Here is a 20,336-nt window from a genome sequence, read left to right as displayed (position 1 = left end):
TATTCATGAGCTTATCGGAAACGGTACGCTGAAAATGCGCACAAGTGGGAGATTTTATCAGAAATCCCGGTTTGATGACGAACCGAAACGTTACGGTATTTGAATGCGTGTAAAGCCTCGGATTTATCAGTGATTTAACAAACTTTGCGATATTTTATATCCACAATAATCAAACGATCGCGAGAGGAATATTGCAGATCAATATCTTATTTTAATGCACTGATATTCAGACTTTTTTTAATTTCAACGATCGTTATTTTTATATATGTATTTATTATAAAATTTTTTGTGCACACAGTTATCCACAGGTTGATCCTGCGAGAGAGGTCGAGGATCGTTAATTCTTTCATGCATATTGGTCTGAAAAATTCATATTTCTTTGCCAGCTATGGCATCCTTTAGGGATAACTTAAACATCAGGCACGGACATTATGGTTCAGATCCCAGAAAATCCCCTTATCCTCGTTGATGGCTCTTCATACCTGTATCGGGCATATCACGCCTTCCCGCCGCTAACGAATAGCGCAGGAGAGCCGACCGGGGCCATGTACGGCGTACTTAATATGCTGCGCAGCCTGTTGATGCAGTATCAGCCGTCTCACGCGGCGGTAGTTTTTGACGCCAAAGGCAAAACCTTTCGTGATGAGCTGTTTGAGCATTACAAATCGCACCGTCCGCCGATGCCCGACGATCTTCGCGCGCAGATCGAGCCGTTGCACGCCATGGTGAAAGCCATGGGTCTGCCGCTGCTGGCTGTCTCTGGCGTAGAAGCAGATGACGTCATCGGTACTCTGGCGCGCGAAGCAGAAAAAGCGGGCCGTCCGGTGCTGATCAGTACCGGCGATAAAGACATGGCCCAGTTGGTTACTCCGGGTATCACGCTGATCAACACCATGACCAATACCATCCTTGGTCCTGAAGAAGTGGTCACTAAATACGGCGTGCCACCGGAATTAATCATCGACTTCCTGGCGCTGATGGGCGACTCCTCGGATAACATTCCGGGCGTGCCTGGCGTGGGCGAAAAAACTGCGCAGGGCTTGCTACAGGGTCTGGGTGGGCTGGATACGCTGTTTGCCGAGCCGGAAAAAATCGCCGGTCTGAGCTTCCGTGGGGCCAAAACTATGGCCGCTAAGCTTGCCGATCATAAAGAAGTGGCGTACCTCTCCTATCAGCTCGCTACCATCAAAACTGATGTTGAACTGGAACTGGCTTGCGACCAGTTGGAAGTGAAACAGCCGACCGTGGATGTGTTAGTCGATCTGTTCAAAAAATACGAATTTAAGCGCTGGACTGCAGATGTCGAAGCCGGTAAATGGCTACAGGCCAAAGGTGCGAAGCCAGCGGCAAAACCGCTGGAAACCATTGTTATCAACGAAGAGCCTGATGAACCGGCTGTTGCCTTATCTTATGACAACTACATCACCATTCTTGATGAGGGCACCCTCAACGAGTGGATTGCCCGTCTTGAGAAAGCGCCAGTATTCGCTTTTGATACCGAAACAGACAGTCTCGACAATCACAGCGCGCGGCTGGTGGGTTTCTCCTTCGCCACCGAACCGGGAATCGCGGCCTATGTGCCGGTCGCGCATGATTACCTTGATGCGCCGGAACAGCTTACCTGTGAACGCGTACTGGAACTGCTTAAGCCGCTGCTTGAAAGCGAAAGCGCCCGTAAAGTAGGGCAAAACCTGAAGTACGATCGCGGCGTGTTGCAGAATTACGGCATTGAACTGCGCGGCATCGCCTTCGACACCATGCTGGAGTCGTATATTCTTGATAGCGTTGCGGGTCGCCATGATATGGACAGCCTCGCCGATCGCTGGCTGAAGCATAAAACCATCACATTCGAACAGATTGCGGGTAAAGGTAAAAACCAGCTAACCTTCAACCAGATCGCGCTGGAAGAAGCCGGGCGCTATGCCGCCGAAGATGCGGACGTGACTCTGCAACTGCATCTCAAAATGTGGCCGAAGCTGGAGAAAGAAAAAGGGCCGCGCCACGTTTTCGAAACTATCGAGATGCCGCTGGTACCGGTGCTGTCGCGCGTTGAACGTAACGGTGTCAAGATCGATCCGGCGGTACTGCACCGTCATTCCGAAGAATTGACGCTACGCCTGGCCGAGCTGGAGCAAAAAGCCCATGACATCGCCGGTGAGCCATTCAATCTCTCTTCCACCAAACAGCTGCAAACCATTCTGTTTGAAAAGCAGGGCATTAAGCCGCTGAAGAAAACACCTGGCGGCGCGCCGTCTACGTCGGAAGAAGTGCTGGAAGAGCTGGCACTGGATTACCCGCTGCCGAAAGTGATTTTGCAATATCGCGGGCTGGCCAAGCTTAAGTCCACCTACACCGATAAACTGCCGCTGATGATTAACCCGAAAACCGGGCGCGTGCATACGTCTTATCATCAGGCAGTTGCGGCTACCGGGCGGCTTTCTTCCACCGATCCGAACCTGCAAAACATTCCGGTACGTAATGAGGAAGGGCGCCGAATCCGCCAGGCGTTTATCGCCCCGGAAGATTATGTGATTGTCTCGGCGGACTACTCTCAAATCGAACTGCGGATCATGGCGCATCTTTCCCGCGACAAAGGCTTACTCAGCGCGTTTGCCGAAGGCAAAGATATCCACCGCGCTACGGCGGCGGAAGTGTTTGGCTTGCCGCTGGAAAGCGTCTCCGGCGAACAGCGCCGCAGCGCTAAAGCGATCAACTTTGGGCTGATTTACGGCATGAGCGCATTTGGGCTATCGCGCCAGCTCAATATCCCGCGTAAAGAGTCGCAAAAATATATGGATCTCTACTTCGAGCGCTACCCCGGCGTGCGTGAGTACATGGAGCGTACCCGCCAGCAGGCGAAAGAGCAGGGCTATGTTGAAACGCTGGACGGCCGTCGACTGTATCTTCCGGACATCAAATCCAGCAATGCGGCCCGCCGCGCCGGTGCAGAGCGCGCGGCGATCAACGCCCCGATGCAAGGCACCGCCGCAGACATCATCAAACGCGCCATGATTGCTGTAGACGCCTGGCTTGAGAAAGAACAGCCGCGCGTCAAACTGATCATGCAGGTACACGATGAACTGGTGTTTGAAGTGCACAAAGATGATGTGGAAGCCGTGTCTGTGAAGATCCACGAGCTAATGGAAAACAGTATGAAACTGGATGTGCCTTTGTTGGTAGAGGTGGGTAGTGGCGAAAATTGGGATCAGGCTCACTAATAAATCAGCTGCAAAGTCATTTTTCTGTAACTTAGCAACATAACTTATCGCTTTTTGTGATGACGCTTTGAATTCAGAATGTAAAGATTGAAAAAAAATTACAAAAATACTTTGTGGCATGGAAAAAAGGTAGTAGAGTTAAACGCGTAGGGTACAGAGGTAAGATGTTCTATCTTTCAGACCTTTTACTTCACGTAATCGGATTTGGCTGAATATTTAGCCGCCCCAGTCATCTAATGACTGGGGCGTTTTTTATTGCCCAAAGAAAAGTTTTTGAGGGTACGGGTTGCCCCGTACGCCTGGTTATTCTTCGGCCTGCGAGTCTTCCGTAACCGGTGTCAGATCGCTAAACCAGCTGTCCAGTTTCTGACGCAGTTTATCGACGCCAATCTTCTTCAATGACGAAAACGCTTCAACCTGCACGTCGCCGTTAAAGGCAATTGCCGCTTCGCGCACCATATTAAGCTGCGCTTTACGCGCGCCGCTGGCCAGCTTATCGGCCTTAGTCAGCAGTACCAGCACCGGGATTTGGCTTTCAACGGCCCAGTGAATCATCTGCTGGTCGAGATCCTTAAGCGGGTGGCGGATATCCATCAGCACCACCAGCCCCTGCAAACACTGACGCGCCTGCAAATATTCGCCCAACGCGCGCTGCCATTTAAGCTTCATCTCTTCCGGTACTTCGGCATAACCGTAGCCGGGAAGGTCGACAAGGCGTCTGCCTTCTGCCACCTGGAACAGGTTGATGAGCTGCGTACGGCCAGGGGTTTTACTGGTTCTGGCCAGGCTTTTTTGATTGGTTAAGGTATTAAGCGCACTTGATTTTCCTGCATTCGAGCGGCCTGCGAAAGCCACTTCAATGCCGGTGTCGGAAGGCAAGTGGCGAATATCAGGCGCACTGGTCACAAAGTGCGTCTGTTGATAGTTCCAGTTTGTCAAAGGTCGTCTCCATCAGGACAAGCGATGAAGGGATTATACCTGAACCCCTGCCAAAGGCGGGGTTCTTAAATCCAGGCTTACAGGATATTCCCGATGCGTTGTAAGAGATTGCCGATTAAAAGCATAGGAAAATCAGGGGTAATCTTTACATGTATTTAAAATAAATATTTATAAATCATAGGGATATTTTAATCAGACCACTCTTAAAAATGGTAGATCGCTGCGCCAGCGGCTTGTCTCATTATTCTAAAAAGGTAAAGTAGTCACCGCGGGTCAGGATGGCCCTGGAATAAGGTTCAGGAACGTCAGGGCGACGAAGAACAGGATACGGCTGGAGAGCCTGCGTCATAAGACGCCATAAGGAAAAGGACGCACACGGAGCGTTGTTTGCTAAAGGAAAGACAGGGTGGTCGGTGGCAAGCCAGGACGAGCGCAAAGTTAAGAGAAAAGGCGACAGCAAAACTGTCGCCTTTTCTCTTTTCTACCTTTTTGATAGATTCCGCCTCAATTCTCATCATCATAAATAAACTGTCTCTCACATATCGTTTAATTACCCATAATGTAAGAAGCGGCTTGAAGTATGATGTCATTATTCTCGTAAATGGCTTAAGACGACCCTGATATGAAGCAAACAACCTCCAAACGTCCGACTAAAGCACATCGCAAAACACGCGAAGAGCTCAACCAGGAAGGGCGTGAACGCAAGCGCCAGAAAAAACACAGCGGCCATGCGCCAGGCAGCCGCGCATCCGGCGTTGCGGCAGACGCGAAAAATGCCCGCAGCGGCCAGAAAAAAGACCCGCGTATCGGCAGCAAAACCCCCATTCCTTTGGGCGTGACAGAAACGCCTGTAACCAAGCAGCAGAAACCGAAGAGTGAGAAGAAACCTATGCTTTCACCGCAGGCTGAACTGGATATGCTGGAAAACGACGAGCGTCTGGATGGATTGCTGGAGCGTCTCGAAGAGGGGGAAACCCTGAGCAAAGCCGATCAGGAATGGGTCGATGCAAAACTGGATCGTATTGATGAGCTGATGCAGCAGCTTGGCCTCTCCTGGGATGATGAAGAAGAGGAAGAAGACGAAAACCGCGGCGACGATTTGATGCGTCTGCTCAAGGGCGGCAACTGATCGGCACGTTATGGGCCTGCCCGTCCTGATCGTTGTCCTGCCAATAGTATGTTATCTGGTGTGGTTATTCGTTAAACTACAGCGGTTGTCGCGCCGCCAGAAGCGGTTGCGCAACCGGCTCATCGCCCGTGGTGCTGGTGGGTCCGTTAAGCGTACCCGCCAAAGACATCATCGGAAGGAGTGAGCATGTCTGTGCAGTTGATCGACTGGGATCTGGCCCTTATCCAGAAATATAATTATTCCGGGCCGCGATATACCTCTTACCCTACCGCGCTTGAGTTCTCTGAACAGTTCGGCGAAACCGAATTCCACCACGCGGTGGCGCGCTATCCTGAGCGTCCGCTGTCGCTGTATGTGCATATCCCGTTCTGCCACAAGCTCTGCTACTTCTGCGGCTGCAATAAAATCGTCACCCGCCAGCAGCATAAAGCCGATCAGTATCTGGATGCGCTGGAGCAGGAAATCCTCCACCGTGCACCGCTGTTCGCGGCCCGCACCGTTAAGCAATTGCACTGGGGCGGCGGAACGCCAACCTATCTGAACAAAGCGCAAATCAGCCGTCTGATGAACCTGTTGCGCGGCGCATTCAACTTCAGCGACGAAATGGAAATTTCTATCGAAGTTGACCCGCGTGAAATTGAGCTGGATGTGCTCGATCACCTGCGGAGCGAAGGCTTCAACCGACTCAGCATGGGCGTACAGGACTTCAATAAAGAAGTGCAGCGTCTGGTGAACCGCGAACAGGATGAAGAGTTTATTTTTGCGCTGCTGAACCACGCGCGGGAAATTGGCTTTACTTCGACCAATATTGACCTGATTTACGGCCTGCCGAAACAGACGCCGGAAAGCTTCGCCTATACGCTGCAACGCGTGGCGGAACTTAACCCGGATCGCCTGAGTGTCTTTAACTATGCGCACCTGCCGACGCTGTTTGCCGCCCAGCGCAAAATCAAAGACGCCGATTTGCCTTCCGCCCAGCAGAAGCTGGATATTTTGCAGCAAACCATCGGGTCGCTGATGCAGACTGGCTATCAGTTTATCGGTATGGACCACTTTGCCCGCCCGGATGACGAACTGGCCATCGCCCAGCGCGAAGGCGTCCTGCACCGCAATTTCCAGGGCTACACCACCCAGGGCGACACCGATCTGCTTGGCCTTGGCGTGTCGGCGATTAGCATGACTGGCGACAGCTATGCGCAGAATTATAAAGAACTGAAGCAGTATTATCAGTACGTCGACGAGCGCGGCGACGCCCTGTGGCGCGGCCTGTCGCTCACCCGCGACGACTGCATTCGCCGTGACGTGATCAAAGCGCTGATCTGTAACTTCCGTCTGGATTTTTCTGCGGTTGAGCAGCAATGGCAGCTGAATTTTGCTGACTACTTCGCCGAAGATTTGAAGTTGTTAGCGCCGCTGGCAAAAGATGGGCTGGTGGATATTGATCAGAAAGGCATCCAGGTGACGCCGAAAGGTCGATTGCTGATCCGCAACATCTGCATGTGCTTTGATGTGTATCTGCGCCAGAAAGCGCGGATGCAGCAATTCTCACGCGTTATCTAAAACAATCCCCTCACCGGTCTGGTTGAGGGGATGATCTCAGCTAAACAGCCCAAGCAGTGCCGCACAGAGTACAGCCGCGATGGCGGTGTGCGGCGTCTGGCTTGCCGCTGTGCCCACTTCTGCGCTGCTCGACACAAAATGAATTAATGATTCCAGCATGATTTTTCCCTCGCGTGAACGCGCGTGATCATACTGAAGTTGTTAATACAGTAAAGTACAAAATTGCAGCAGTTTGCGCTAAACGGTCCATATTTACACAGCGGCAAATCGCTACTCCATACCCAACTCTTTCAGCTTGCGCGTCAGGGTGTTGCGACCCCAGCCCAACAACCGCGCTGCTTCCTGTTTATGGCCCTGAGTGTGGCGCAACGCCGTGGTTAACAGCGTGCGTTCCATTTCGGGTTGCGCTTCAGAAAGTAGGTTTTGATGACCGGAACGCAGCGCGCGATCCGCCCACTGCGCCAGCAGTGTTGCCCAACTGTCTGGCAGCGTCTGGCTCGGGCTGTCAGGCACCGTGGTTTCGAACAACTCGCCCGGCAGATCCTGAATCAACACTTCCTGGCCTGCAGCCATCACCGTCAACCAGCGGCAGGTATTTTCAAGCTGGCGCACGTTGCCCGGCCAGGCGAGACGCGTCAGCGCTGCTTCGGTTTCCGGGTGCAGCAGCTTGGCTTCTACTCCCAGTTCTCGCGCCGCATCCTGTAAAAAGTGGCGCGCCAGGCGCGGTATATCTTCCCGGCGTTCGCGCAGCGGCGGCAAATGCACGCGGATCACATTCAGGCGATGGAATAAATCCTCACGGAATTTGCCTTCCTGAACCCGTAATTCCAGATTCTGGTGGGTGGCGGCGATAATGCGTACGTCCACTTTCACCGGCGCATAGCCGCCGACCCGGTAAAACTGCCCGTCTGCCAGCACACGCAGTAAACGGGTCTGCACATCTAACGGCATATCGCCGATTTCATCGAGAAACAGCGTGCCGCCGTCAGCCTGTTCAAAACGTCCCTGACGGATTTGATTCGCGCCGGTAAACGCGCCTTTTTCGTGGCCAAACAGCTCAGACTCAATCAGATCTTTAGGGATGGCCGCCATATTCAGCGCGATAAACGGGGATTTGGCGCGTGGGCTATGGCGGTGCAGCGCATGGGCTACCAGCTCTTTACCCGTTCCTGATTCGCCGTTGATCAGCACGCTTATCGACGAGCGCGACAAACGACCGATAATACGAAACACATCCTGCATTGCCGGCGCTTCGCCGATGATATCAGTCGTCGGCCCGCTGACCGGCGCATTGCGCGGCTGCTGCTGCTCCTGATAATGGCTGATGGCGCGCTCGACCAGCGCCACCGCTTCATCAATATCAAACGGTTTGGGAAGGTAATCGAACGCGCCCTGTTGATAGGCGCTTACGGCGGCATCCAGGTCGGAATGCGCGGTCATTATGATGACCGGGAGCATCGGATGGCGCTGTTTGATCTGCTTAAGCAACGCCAGCCCATCCATGCCCGGCATACGGATATCCGATAACAGCACGTCCGGGGTTTTGGTGGTCAACGCGTCGAGCACCTCGTTCCCGCTTTCAAATGCCGTACAGTGCAATCCGGCGCCGGTGAGCGCTCGCTCCAGCACCCAGCGGATGGAGCTATCGTCATCAACGATCCAGACTATCCCTCGTTGCATAAACACCTCGATATACGCGTTATCGCCCAGTCCAGGCAACCTGAACGACGCGGCGGCTATTTTCTAATGGGAAGGTACACCGAAAACTCGGTATGACCCGGCCAACTGGTAAATTCGATTTTTCCCGAATGCTGGTCGATAAGATTGCGGGCAATAGACAGCCCCAAACCGGTGCCGCCTTCGCGGCCACTGACCATCGGGTAAAACAGCGTGTCCTGCAAATGGGCCGGGATACCCGGGCCGTTGTCTTCCACATCAATGCGGGCCGCCAGCCGATAGCGCACGCCGTGCAGCGTCAACTGGAATGCTGTACGGGTACGTAACGTGATTTCTCCGCCTTCGCTACCCAGCGCCTGTAGCGCGTTACGCACAATATTCAGCAGCACCTGCTCGATTTGATCGGGGTCGTGCGCCAGTTCCGGCAGGCTGGGGTCGTAATCACGGATCAGCGTGACGTTATCAGGCAGCTCCATCGACACCAGCTTCACCACGCGCTCCGCAACCTTATGGATGCTTTCCGTGACGTGCATCCCCGGCTGTTGCGGGCCAAGCAGCCTGTCGACCAGATTCCGCAACCGGTCAGCCTGCTCGATAATAACTTTGGTGTACTCCGTCAGCGACGGATCGGGAAGCGCTTTACTCAACAATTGCGCAGCGCCGCGCAAACCACCGAGCGGATTTTTAATTTCATGCGCCAGGCCGCGCACCAGGTCACGTGCGGCGATCTGCTGGGCGTGTTGTAACTGTTCCTGGCTTAAGCGACGCTGATTATCCATCGGTGCCATTTCCAGCAGGATCAGTGTGTCCGGCAGACGTTGGGCGGTCAGGGAAAGAATATGCGAGCGCCCGTCGATCACCAGCGTGACTTCGTTATCAGTAAACCCCTGGCCTGCGTTGAGGCTCTCCTGCATCAGCGCAATATTGAGCGAAAAATAGCTCAGCAGTTCCGGCAGCGGTGTGCCGTACAGTTTGCGCGAGCTTTGGGCAAGCAGTTGCTGGGCGGCAGGGTTGGCGTAATGGACCGCCAGTTCGTCATCCACCAGCAAAATGCTGTTAATCAAAGAATTGAGGATCTGCCCAGCATCGGGCAGCATGCCTGTAGCCATTCAGCAGTCTCCGGAAGGTTGCACCAATTTAGTGCATTATAGCGTTAGACAGGCAAAAAGCCTCTGGAATCAGCTTATTGGTGGAGAAAAAAGCCCATCCGAAGATGGGCTAAAATTCCACGGCAACATTAACGACTACAAAATTAAACGCTGTAGTACAGCTCAAACTCTACCGGGTGCGGAGTCATGCGCACGCGGTCATCTTCTTCACGACGCAGGGCGATGTAAGCATCGATAGCTTCGTCGGTGAACACGCCACCGGCAGTCAGGAACTCACGGTCCAGATCCAGCTCGTTCAGTGCTTCTTCCAGAGAGCCTGCAACCTGCGGGATTTCTTTCGCTTCTTCCGGCGGCAGGTCATACAGGTTTTTATCCATGGCTTCGCCCGGATGGATTTTGTTCTTGATACCGTCAAGGCCAGCCATCAGCAGCGCGGCGAAGCACAGGTACGGGTTAGCTGCCGGGTCCGGGAAACGCACTTCGATACGACGCGCTTTCGGAGAAGCAACCACCGGAATACGGATGGAAGCGGAACGGTTACGGGCAGAGTAAGCCAGCATGACCGGTGCTTCGTAACCCGGGACCAGACGCTTGTACGAGTTGGTAGTCGGGTTAGACAGGGCGTTGATCGCTTTAGCGTGTTTGATTACGCCGCCGATGTAGTACAGCGCCTGCTCAGACAGACCCGCATATTTGTCGCCAGAGAACAGGTTAGTGCCGTTCTTGGACAGGGACATGTGGCAGTGCATACCGGAGCCGTTATCACCGAACATCGGTTTTGGCATAAAGGTCGCAGTTTTGCCGAAGCGGTGCGCTACGTTGTGCACCACATATTTGTAGATCTGAATTTCGTCTGCTTTTTTGGTCATGGTGTTGAAACGGGTAGCCACTTCGTTCTGACCCGCCGTCGCCACTTCGTGGTGGTGAGCTTCAACAACCAGGCCCATTTCTTCCATGGTCAGACACATAACAGAACGGATGTCCTGTGCAGAGTCGACTGGCGGAACCGGGAAGTAACCCCCTTTCACGCCCGGACGGTGGCCTTTGTTGCCGCCTTCGTATTTGGTCGAGGAGTTCCATGCGCCTTCGATATCGTCGATAGCCACATGGGAACCAGAAATGGTGCTGCCGAAACGGATGTCGTCGAACAGGAAGAATTCCGGCTCTGGCCCGAACAGCACAGTATCCGCGATACCGGTAGAACGCAGGTACTCTTCAGCGCGCTTGGCGATGGAACGCGGGTCACGGTCGTAGCCCTGCATGGTGCCCGGCTCAAGAATATCGCAACGGATGATCAGCGTGGGTTCTTCGTAGAACGGGTCCAGCACTGCGGTGGATGCGTCAGGCATCAGCACCATGTCGGATTCGTTGATGCCTTTCCAGCCACCAATCGAGGAGCCATCAAACATTTTGCCTTCTTCGAAGAAGTCAGCATTTACCTGATGGGAAGGGATTGTGACGTGCTGCTCTTTACCTTTGGTATCAGTGAAGCGCAGATCAACAAACTTCACTTCATGTTCGTTCAGCATCGTCAGAATGTGTTCGGCGGACATACTTACTCTCCCGGATTGGTCATCGTCGTCGTGGAATGGCACTGCTCAATAGTTGGTGTTTTCACCCTGATTTAGATAAAGCGAAATCTGTGCCAACTTTCAAATTACCCTAAAAAGGCGCTATTATGCGCACCATAGTGCAAAAGGGCTGCACCAGGATGGATACCTTGCACCAATATAGTGCTCATGTGTGAATATTGAGCACCATATTGGTGCAATTTTCGTTGGGCGCTCTCTTTTTGGCTTCGTGAAACCGATCACAATCCCTTACTGTTTATATTGTTTGTAAAGGTTCTTTGTGATCCTGTTTAGTCCTTCGATTAATACGTGTACAATAACGCGCTATTTCTAATGCCTGAGGCAAAGTTGTGATCGAAAATCTGCGTAACATCGCCATCATTGCGCACGTTGACCATGGGAAAACGACCCTGGTTGACAAGCTGCTGCAGCAATCCGGTACGTTCAGCGAACGTGCTGAGACCACAGAACGTGTGATGGACTCCAACGATTTGGAGAAAGAGCGTGGGATTACCATCCTCGCTAAAAACACCGCTATCAAATGGAATGACTACCGTATCAACATCGTTGATACCCCAGGGCACGCCGACTTCGGTGGAGAAGTTGAACGTGTTATGTCCATGGTGGACTCAGTACTGCTGGTTGTGGATGCAATGGATGGCCCAATGCCGCAGACCCGCTTCGTAACCAAAAAAGCGTTTGCTCATGGTTTGAAGCCTATTGTTGTTATCAACAAAGTTGACCGTCCTGGCGCGCGTCCGGACTGGGTTGTTGACCAGGTATTCGACCTGTTCGTAAACCTCGACGCGACTGACGAGCAACTGGACTTCCCAATTATTTATGCTTCTGCGCTGATGGGTATCGCAGGCAACGATCACACCGACATGGCGGAAGATATGACTCCGCTGTATCAGGCGATTGTTGATCACGTACCGGCGCCGAACGTTGACCTCGACGGTCCGTTCCAGATGCAGATCTCCCAGCTCGATTACAACAACTACGTTGGCGTTATCGGCATCGGTCGCATCAAGCGCGGTAAAGTGAAGCCTAACCAGCAGATCACCCTGATCGACAGCGAAGGCAAAACCCGTAACGGTAAAGTCGGTAAAGTACTGACCCACCTCGGTCTGGAGCGTATTGAATCCACCGAAGCGGAAGCAGGCGATATCATTGCGATCACCGGTCTGGGCGAACTGAACATCTCCGACACGCTGTGCGATCCGCAAAACGTGGAAGCGCTGCCGGCCCTGTCTGTTGACGAGCCGACCGTTACCATGTTCTTCAACGTCAACACCTCACCGTTCTGCGGTAAAGAAGGTAAGTTCGTGACCTCTCGTCAGATCCTTGAGCGTCTGAACAAAGAGCTGGTGCACAACGTGGCGCTGCGCGTTGAAGAAACGGAAGACTCTGATGCGTTCCGCGTATCGGGTCGTGGCGAGCTTCACCTGTCGGTGCTGATCGAAAACATGCGTCGTGAAGGCTTCGAATTGGCTGTGTCCCGTCCGAAAGTTATCAACCGCGTGATTGACGGCCGTATGCAGGAACCGTTCGAAAACGTCACCCTGGATATCGAAGAACAGCACCAGGGCGCGGTTATGCAAGCCATGGGCGAGCGTAAAGGCGACGTGAAAGACATGATCCCTGACGGCAAAGGTCGTATTCGTCTGGATTACCTGATCCCGGCGCGTGGCCTGATCGGTTTCCGTACCGAGTTCATGACCATGACTTCCGGTACCGGTCTGCTGTACTCCACCTTCAGCCACTACGATGACGTGCGTCCGGGCGAAATCGGCCAGCGTAATAACGGCGTGCTGATCTCCAACGGCCAGGGCAAAGCGGTTGCGTTTGCGCTGTTCGGTTTGCAGGATCGCGGTAAGCTGTTCCTGGGTCACGGTGCAGAAGTGTACGAAGGCCAGATCATCGGTATTCACAGCCGTTCTAACGACCTGACCGTTAACTGCCTGACCGGTAAGAAACTGACCAACATGCGTGCGTCCGGTACCGACGAAGCCACGGTTCTGGTTCCGCCGATCAAAATGTCTCTGGAGCAGGCGCTTGAGTTTATCGATGATGACGAACTGGTCGAAGTGACCCCGACGTCCATCCGTATTCGTAAACGTCACCTGACCGAGAACGATCGTCGTCGCGCAAGCCGCGGTTCGAAAGAAGACTAAGATTGTTTGAGTGATGCAAAAAAGCCGCTGATTTCAGCGGCTTTTTTATTGGACACTCACCGTAAATCATTAAAATTCCACGTCACCGTCAGGCTGAAGCGCCAGTCGCGGCGGCTGGCGTCGGACGGTTTGTCGCCCACCGGACGGGCGGCTTCCAGCGTTAAGCCGTAATGCCGCATATCGCCTAACATCACCCCACCCGCGACAGAAGCCAGTTTGGGATGGTGATAGCCCGGCTGATTAAACCCGGTGCGCGCCGCATCCGCCAATAGATACGGCTGAACGGTAGAGAGCCATTTACTTTCCGGGCGCATATGCAGATAACGCAGCTCAAGCTGGCCGCCGTAGCCATAATCGCCCGTCGCCTCGCCATCCTGATAGCCGCGTCCAAACCGCTGTGCGCCATAGTTCACGCGCTCCGGTTCCGGGAGATCGTTATCGGTCCAGTTGCCGTCCAGCGCCGTGGAGAGCTGCCAGTTTTCCGCTACCTTCCATGCGCCATCCACCCGGCCTTTCCAGAGTGTGAAATCCACGTCCGTGCCCAGCGGCGGTGCCGCATCCGCGCCCAGCGCATCCATTCCCTGACGTACCGTAATGCTGCCGCTGCCGCTCACTTTTTCAAACTCGCGGTAGCCGTTGATGCCAAATTCCAGCGCCGGGTAGCGCACATGCTGATTCTGTGACGGCAAATCCAACGTTTGCCCGAAGCCGCGCGCCCGCAGGCTGTAGTCGTTGCGCTTATCGGTGTAATCCATCCCGCCCGTCAGGCCGATCTGTTTTTTCCGCTCCAGTACCAGCGGGTAGCTGAAATTCACGCCGCCGTTGTACTGCGTCGAGGTGTTATGCACATCAATGGTAATGTCCTGCGGCAGCGACAGGAGTGGCGAATAGTCTTTCGGATCGTCGCGGTAGTAGCTGCCTTTCAACTGCATGCTCAGCCCGTCGTCGTTGAGAAACTGCTGATAGTTGAGGCCGATATAGGTTTTCTTTGACTCATCGTCCAGCGGAATTAATGTGGCCACACCCAGGCGGTCACCATAACGGGTCAGGTTGCTTAGCGAACCATTCACAAACGCCAGATTCTGCCCTTTGCGGGTATCCAGCGTTGATGAGAGATCCCAGATGCGCGGCTGCTTTGCGTCTACCTGCATCACCGCCGCGCCGTAGATATTTTTAGGCAGTTGGGCATTGGCTTCAACTTTGGTATCTGGCGTGCGGGTCATTAACAGGCTGTAACGCTCAAAGCGTTCGGCGCTAAGCGGCTTCTCCGCCATGATGATTTCCGATAACCGCTTCAGCCGCTCGGCGGTTTTTGGGTTATCGCTGTTGATATTGCTGTGGGCGACGTAGCCTTCCACCAGCACGATTTTAATGGTGCCGTTGTGAAAGTTGTCGTCAGGCAGCAAGGCGTAGGAGAGCGGGAAACCATCCGCCTGATAACGCGCCGTGATGTCGTTAGCCAGCTTAACAAGGGTTTTTAACGGGACGGTTTTCCCGGCATAAGGACGAAAGGGCTCAAGTAACGATTTCAGGGGATAACGTGTTCCGCCGACAAACTGAATATGGCGGACCTGAATTGGCGTATCCGGCGTGTATTTACGCACCGGCTCGGTCACGCGAATACGTGATGCCGGGTTCTGGGTCGTTTCGGGGCCGGAAACGCTTCGCGCAGGCATTGCCGGGTTATCCGGGTCGATTAAGGCGGGCAGGGTATCCGCCATCGCCGTTCCGAATATTCCCCAAAGCGCAAAAAATAAGGGCAGTTTCATGATGCAATCCCTTCTGAAACGGCTGGAAAGCGTGCTCCCTTGACGGGAGCACGGGCTGGCTTATTGCGACTTAGGTTTCAGGATGCCGCCGAGCGTATTGGTCAGGCTGGTGACGGGCCCGGTAGCCTGGGTGGTTTCACTGCCTGTTGAGGTGGTGGTGACATTGGCGTTCAGGCCAGCGGTCAGGCCAGACGTCACACCGTTGACGGTGGTGCCCACGTTGGCGAGTAGCCCGCCGTTTCCGGCATTCACGTTAGCATCGGCGGTAATGCTGCCAGCTGCCGTTCCGCTATCACCGCTGGTGGGCGCTGTGGGTTTCACCAGGCCGCCCGCATCGGTCACTACTTGCCCGGTATTCTGGACAATCTGACCCACGCCAGTTAGCGCTGGCGTAGAGGTGCCGACCTGTGTACCCACACCGCTGACCGCTGTACCGACATGAGTCAGCAGATTATTCACCGGCGTGCCTAACCCCGTTGCGCCGCCTACCTGCTGGGTGATGCCCTGCACGCCGCTGGCGGTATTATTCAGCGCCGTGGTCGTGCCGGTCGTCAGCTGGGTGACACCCTTGCTTTGCACGGTGGAGGTCAGATTATTGCCGACGCCAGTCACAACCTGGCCGGTGTTATCCACCACCGTACCCACCAGCCCGGTGGCCCCGCTTATCGTCGTTCCGCTGGTGGTGCTGGCGAGCTGGGTGCCCACGCCCGATACGGTCGTGCCCAACCCGCTGACGGTGCCGGTTACGCCCTGTACTGTGGTCCCGACGCCATTCGGGTTACTGGTATCACCCACGCCGGTAGTAATGCCGGTGCTCAGGGTGCTGACCGAGCTACCCACGCCGCTGACAGTCGTGGAGACGGTCGACGTCACAGGGTTGCTGGTGGGGATTTGACTGCCTAAATCAGAAAGCGTGGTGCCGACGCCGGAACCTGCGCTTCCCACATCGCCGAGTATGTTATTGAGCGCGGTAGAGGTCGTGCCGCTGCTGCCTCCGCCAGTACCATCACCGCCTGAGCCGCCGCCCGATCCCTCACCGCCGCTGCCGCCACCCGTACCGCTACCACCGCCAGTGCCGGTACCGCCTCCAGTACCCGTTCCATCACCGGTTCCGGTACCGCCGTTATTAGCCGTATCGGTGCCGCTGCCGGAACCACTACCTGAGCCGTCTCCACCCGCAGCACTGCCGGATTCTGTGGCTGGATTATTTTTGGCTGTTGAATGAGAGCCGCCCCCGCTTCCACTGCAGGCGGAAAGAGATAATGCAAGCAGTACCGCCAAAGCAATCATGCTTTTGTGGTTGGTGTTATTAGATTTCATAACAATACTCCACTGAATTACACGCCGGACGACGTATAAATCAGTGTAAGAAAGTTTTATGAATACGACAAAAGGCCGATTGTTTATTAAAAATATATTTAATAAGTGACAAGGTGTATCATATATTTCTGGTGAATAATATTATTTATATGATTAATTAAATTATAAATCAATATAAATCAAGGCGTTAACTTTGTTTTTATGACCTTCGTAATGCATTTTTTTACTATTTTTTCTAGAGCACATATTTATTATCTGCTAACTAGTTCTCATCCATAATTTTGTCAATTTTATATTTTCTAAAATATAAACATGTACTTTTTATGGGGTTTTTAACATTAACGAAACGCGAAAGATGAATTATTTTTGCTGAGTAAGACGCAGGGGTGGATATTATCGTGTTGATTCGCCAATACATTGTTATCAGCCATTACATTGTTATTGCTGCTTCCCTGCGCCGGAGTTTTTTACCCGACGCATAAGGCTGAAGACTATTCCTAAAAAGCGCCGGGCCGCTTCTTTACAGAAAAAAATGTGATTCCGCTCATTGTTCAGACAAAACAGGTTGTGTCGCGAACAAAAAGCATCCCATAATAATCACATATCCGAACAAGGTCCGCATATACGAACAAAAGGAATACAGAATGACCGATTTCATTTTCAATAACCCGGTTAAGCTGCACGTTGGTCCTGGCAAATTTGGTCAACTCGGCAACATTGCTCAGCAATACGGTAAGAAAGCGCTGCTGGTGGTTTCCGACAGCACCAAGCCTACCGGGCAACTGGCGTGCGCTCAGGAAGCGTTAACCGCCGCAGGCATGGCTTACGCGGTGTATGACGAATTTATGCAGAACCCGCTCTCCACTCTGGTTGAAGCGGGCGCAAGCCTGGCGCAGCAGGAAAATTGCGATCTGGTGATCGGTATCGGCGGCGGCAGCGCCATGGATATGGCGAAAGGCATCGCATTTTGCGCGCTGAATGAAGGCAGCATCTGGGATTACGTGTTCGGTAAAAAACAGGCGCAGCATGCCCTGCCGATCATCCTGGTGCCGACCACCGCAGGCACGGGCAGTGAAGCCAACCGTACCGCCGTGTTCACTAACCCGGAAACCCACGACAAAAAAGGCCTGGTAAACCCGCTGATTTATCCGGTGGCCTCTATCGTAGACCCCGAGCTGATGCTCACCCTGCCGAAGCGCGTGATTGCCGGGCCGGGCGCGGACGTGCTGTTCCATGCGCTGGAATCTTATATTTCCCGCAATGCCCACCCATTCAGCGAAATGCTGTCCCTGCGCGCCATCACGTTGCTGGCGAAAAACCTGCCGCGGGTTTATGCCGACGTGACCGACCTGGCAGCCTGGGAACAGGTGACGTTTGCCAGCACCCTGGCCGGTATGGCTATCGACTGCGCGGGCACTACGCTTCCCCATGCGCTGCAACACCCGATGGGCGGCCTGCTGGATGTGGTTCACGCCGAAGGGATCGCCGCCGTGTATCCGGCCTTTATGGAGTACACCTGGTCGGCCGCGCCGGAGAAATTCGCCGCTATCGCAGCGGCAATGGGCGTGGATACCCGGGATATGAACACCGAAGAAGCCGCGTACAGCAGCGTCAAAGCGGTCACCGACTTCCTGAAATCCGTCAACATGCTGCCATCGCTCACCGAACTGGGCGTGAAGGAAGAGCACTTCGACTGGATCATCAATAACGTGCAAACCACCATGAAAGTGGTGCTGGAAAATAACCCGCGCGTACCGGATGCCCAAACTCTGCGTGATATTTTGCAACGCAGCCTGTAATCAACCCGGCAAACCGCGAACGGAATTTTAAAAAGGAGTGAATATGTTTGTTGTTATTGATTCAGGATCGTCAGCAACGCGTATTTATTTGCTGGAATTTGCAGGCAGCGCCATTGTCGATAAAGAGATGATTACCGAAGGGGTAAATTCCACCCTTACCCACGGCAGTAATGACGTATTGCGCCAGGCCATGGCGGAAGGCGTCAAACAATTACTGGCGAGAAACGGAAAATCTCAACAAGATATTCAATTTATTATCGCCTCGGGAATGATTACCTCAAACCTGGGCCTGCATGAAATTCCACACCGCGTCGCCCCGGCCAGTATTGAAGAACTGGCGCGGCACACGGTGGCGTTCGCGGAAAACGAACTGCTGGCGCTGGATATCCCGGTGATGCTGATCCCGGGTATTAAAAACCAGACCACGCCTTCCTGGGAAAACCTGCGCGGCATCGATTTAATGCGCGGTGAAGAAACCCAGGCGGCAGGCGTACTGCTGGGTTATCAGCCACGCTTGCCCTGCACGCTGATTGAATTAGGCTCCACCACCAAGCTTATTTCGATCAATGAGCAGGGGCAAATCGCCGGCAGTATTACCTCGCTCAGCGGCCAGGTATATGCGGCGATCCTGAAGCAGACATTTGTCTCTTCCAGCGTCGCGACATCGCTGGAAGAGGCGGATAGCGAAATCGATCCGATAATTATTGACGCCGCCTGCCGTTCTGTAGCGGAAAGCGGATTACTGCGCACGGTATTAATGACGCGCTTTTTACAATTCTCATTCCCGACCACGGCTGCCCAGCGCAAATTATTCCTCGATAGCGCCATGGCAGGCGACGATATCAAATTATTCGCCGACGCCAGGGAGCAAGGGTTTAATTTCGACGGCGATATTTTCTTAATCGGTAACGCTAAGCGCTGTGAAATTTATCAGCACGTGATCCAGCAGCAGTTAAATATTGATAACCCATTACGCATTATTTCCGACGAAGAGCAAATAGACAGGCTGGCCATTACCGGCGCCAGCGCGATTGCCAATATTCTTCGCACCCTACAGTGATAAGAAGAGCGAGAAAGATATGTACATTATTACCATCGATACTGGCACCACCAATACCCGCGTGTGTGCCTGGCAGGACGAGCGCCTGCTTGCCGAAGCCGCCCGTCCTGTGGGCGTGCGTGATACCGCGATTTCCGGCAGCACTGAAATATTAATGAAAGGCGTCAGCGACGCCGTTCACGAAGCTCGTAGCCAGGCAAATATTCCGACAGGGGAGAAAGTGGTTTACCTTTCTGCGGGCATGATCACATCCAACGTGGGTCTGTGTGAAATCCCACATCTGCTGGCGCCCGCCGGGCTGAATGAACTGGCGAAAGGCATGGTCTGCACAAATTTACCGGCGATTACCGACGAGCCGATCTGGTTTGTGCCGGGCATTCGCAATCACAAATCCACCGTTACGCTGGAAAACGCCGAGCAGATGGACATGATGCGCGGCGAAGAAACCGAGGCAATTGGCGTACTGGCAAGCCTCGGCATTACTGGCCCGGCGCTGATTATCCTGCCGGGTTCACACTCGAAGTTCGTTAAAATCGATGCCGATAACCGTATTGAAGGTTGCGTAACCACTATCGGCGGCGAGTTGCTGGATGTGATTACCCGTCACACCATTCTCGCCAGTTCGCTCAATCTGCAATTTGCCCAGGAAATCGACGCGCCGGCGCTGTTACAGGGCGCGAATCAGTGTCTGCAAACTGGCCTGTCGCGCACCTGTTTCTCGGTTCGCGTGCTGGATATGTTCAGCGACTTAACGCTGAACCAGAAAGCCAACGTGCTGCTTGGCGCGGTATTACAGGATGACTTGCAGGCGGTCAAAAACAGCGAAGCCTTTACTGTGACGCCGGATACCCACGTGGTGGTGTGCGGTAAAGATACCCTGAAATTTGCCTTCGCCACCTTAATTGATAACGATCCGTGGTTTACCGGGAAAATTACCGTCGCGCCGTCCAGCCGTTCCCTCTCCAGTGCTGGATTATTTGCCATGGCGCGTCGTCGACAGATTATTTAATT

General features: G+C 53.7%; 15 protein-coding genes. 8 read left to right on the top strand and 7 right to left on the bottom strand.

Annotated elements, in window-relative coordinates; genetic code table 11:
* Positions 1–431: 431 nt before the first annotated feature.
* Both polA and spfP read left to right on the top strand, forming a co-directional pair.
* A complete protein-coding gene (gene polA, locus ACVV26_RS22150; RefSeq protein ID WP_474799375.1) occupies positions 432–3,218 on the top strand; it encodes a DNA polymerase I in 2,787 nt (928 codons plus the stop codon).
* A gap of 164 nt (positions 3,219–3,382) precedes the next feature.
* Positions 3,383–3,430 carry a small protein SpfP gene (spfP, locus tag ACVV26_RS22145; protein WP_071892919.1) on the top strand — a complete coding sequence of 16 codons (48 nt, stop codon included), beginning with the start codon at positions 3,383–3,385 and terminating at the stop codon, positions 3,428–3,430.
* Between the two features lie 91 nt (positions 3,431–3,521).
* Here the strand turns inward: spfP and yihA are convergent, their stop codons facing one another.
* Positions 3,522–4,157 carry a ribosome biogenesis GTP-binding protein YihA/YsxC gene (yihA, locus tag ACVV26_RS22140; protein WP_312983362.1) on the bottom strand — a complete coding sequence of 212 codons (636 nt, stop codon included), beginning with the start codon at positions 4,155–4,157 and terminating at the stop codon, positions 3,522–3,524.
* 622 nt (positions 4,158–4,779) lie between these two features.
* Between yihA and yihI the strand changes: the two genes are divergently transcribed.
* A complete protein-coding gene (yihI, locus tag ACVV26_RS22135) occupies positions 4,780–5,286 on the top strand; it encodes a Der GTPase-activating protein YihI (protein ID WP_474799373.1) in 507 nt (168 codons plus the stop codon).
* A gap of 186 nt (positions 5,287–5,472) precedes the next feature.
* On the top strand, positions 5,473–6,846 hold the full coding sequence (gene hemN, locus ACVV26_RS22130) for an oxygen-independent coproporphyrinogen III oxidase (RefSeq protein ID WP_474799372.1): 1,374 nt from the start codon (positions 5,473–5,475) through the stop codon (positions 6,844–6,846).
* A 36-nt stretch (positions 6,847–6,882) separates the two neighbouring features.
* On the opposite strand, the gene ACVV26_RS22125 is transcribed toward hemN, so the two are convergent.
* The 4 genes from ACVV26_RS22125 to glnA all read right to left on the bottom strand — a co-directional run bounded on the left by ACVV26_RS22125 (position 6,883) and on the right by glnA (position 11,185).
* Complete coding sequence (locus tag ACVV26_RS22125) at positions 6,883–7,005, bottom strand: YshB family small membrane protein (RefSeq protein WP_474799371.1); 123 nt, start codon at positions 7,003–7,005, stop codon at positions 6,883–6,885.
* 111 nt (positions 7,006–7,116) lie between these two features.
* On the bottom strand, positions 7,117–8,526 hold the full coding sequence (glnG, locus tag ACVV26_RS22120) for a nitrogen regulation protein NR(I) (RefSeq protein ID WP_474799369.1): 1,410 nt from the start codon (positions 8,524–8,526) through the stop codon (positions 7,117–7,119).
* 56 nt (positions 8,527–8,582) lie between these two features.
* Positions 8,583–9,632 carry a nitrogen regulation protein NR(II) gene (gene glnL, locus ACVV26_RS22115; RefSeq protein ID WP_312983355.1) on the bottom strand — a complete coding sequence of 350 codons (1,050 nt, stop codon included), beginning with the start codon at positions 9,630–9,632 and terminating at the stop codon, positions 8,583–8,585.
* A gap of 143 nt (positions 9,633–9,775) precedes the next feature.
* A complete protein-coding gene (gene glnA, locus ACVV26_RS22110; RefSeq protein ID WP_125295044.1) occupies positions 9,776–11,185 on the bottom strand; it encodes a glutamate--ammonia ligase in 1,410 nt (469 codons plus the stop codon).
* Positions 11,186–11,553: 368 nt separating this feature from the next.
* Here glnA and typA point away from each other — a divergent pair, with 368 nt between their 5' ends.
* Positions 11,554–13,377: a ribosome-dependent GTPase TypA gene (typA, locus tag ACVV26_RS22105; protein WP_312983352.1), complete on the top strand. Its 1,824-nt coding sequence runs from the start codon at positions 11,554–11,556 to the stop codon at positions 13,375–13,377.
* Between the two features lie 56 nt (positions 13,378–13,433).
* Here the strand turns inward: typA and ACVV26_RS22100 are convergent, their stop codons facing one another.
* Positions 13,434–15,146: a ShlB/FhaC/HecB family hemolysin secretion/activation protein gene (locus ACVV26_RS22100; protein ID WP_474799368.1), complete on the bottom strand. Its 1,713-nt coding sequence runs from the start codon at positions 15,144–15,146 to the stop codon at positions 13,434–13,436.
* Between the two features lie 60 nt (positions 15,147–15,206).
* Entirely contained in the window at positions 15,207–16,466 is a 1,260-nt protein-coding gene (locus ACVV26_RS22095; protein WP_474799367.1) for a collagen-like triple helix repeat-containing protein, read from the bottom strand.
* A gap of 644 nt (positions 16,467–17,110) precedes the next feature.
* Between ACVV26_RS22095 and ACVV26_RS22090 the strand changes: the two genes are divergently transcribed.
* From ACVV26_RS22090 to ACVV26_RS22080, 3 genes are read left to right on the top strand one after another with little or no spacing between them, the layout of a single operon-like run.
* On the top strand, positions 17,111–18,265 hold the full coding sequence (locus ACVV26_RS22090; protein ID WP_474799366.1) for an iron-containing alcohol dehydrogenase: 1,155 nt from the start codon (positions 17,111–17,113) through the stop codon (positions 18,263–18,265).
* A 43-nt stretch (positions 18,266–18,308) separates the two neighbouring features.
* A complete protein-coding gene (locus ACVV26_RS22085) occupies positions 18,309–19,325 on the top strand; it encodes a 2-dehydro-3-deoxygalactonokinase (protein WP_474799365.1) in 1,017 nt (338 codons plus the stop codon).
* 19 nt (positions 19,326–19,344) lie between these two features.
* Positions 19,345–20,334, top strand: coding sequence for a 2-dehydro-3-deoxygalactonokinase (locus ACVV26_RS22080; RefSeq protein WP_474799364.1), 990 nt, complete (start codon positions 19,345–19,347; stop codon positions 20,332–20,334).
* The last annotated feature ends 2 nt before the right edge of the window (positions 20,335–20,336 follow it).

Source organism: Atlantibacter sp. MEI4A-1023, from assembly GCF_056155425.1.
Note: the sequence above shows the minus strand (reverse complement) of the source record. Positions and strands in the feature narration are given on the sequence as shown.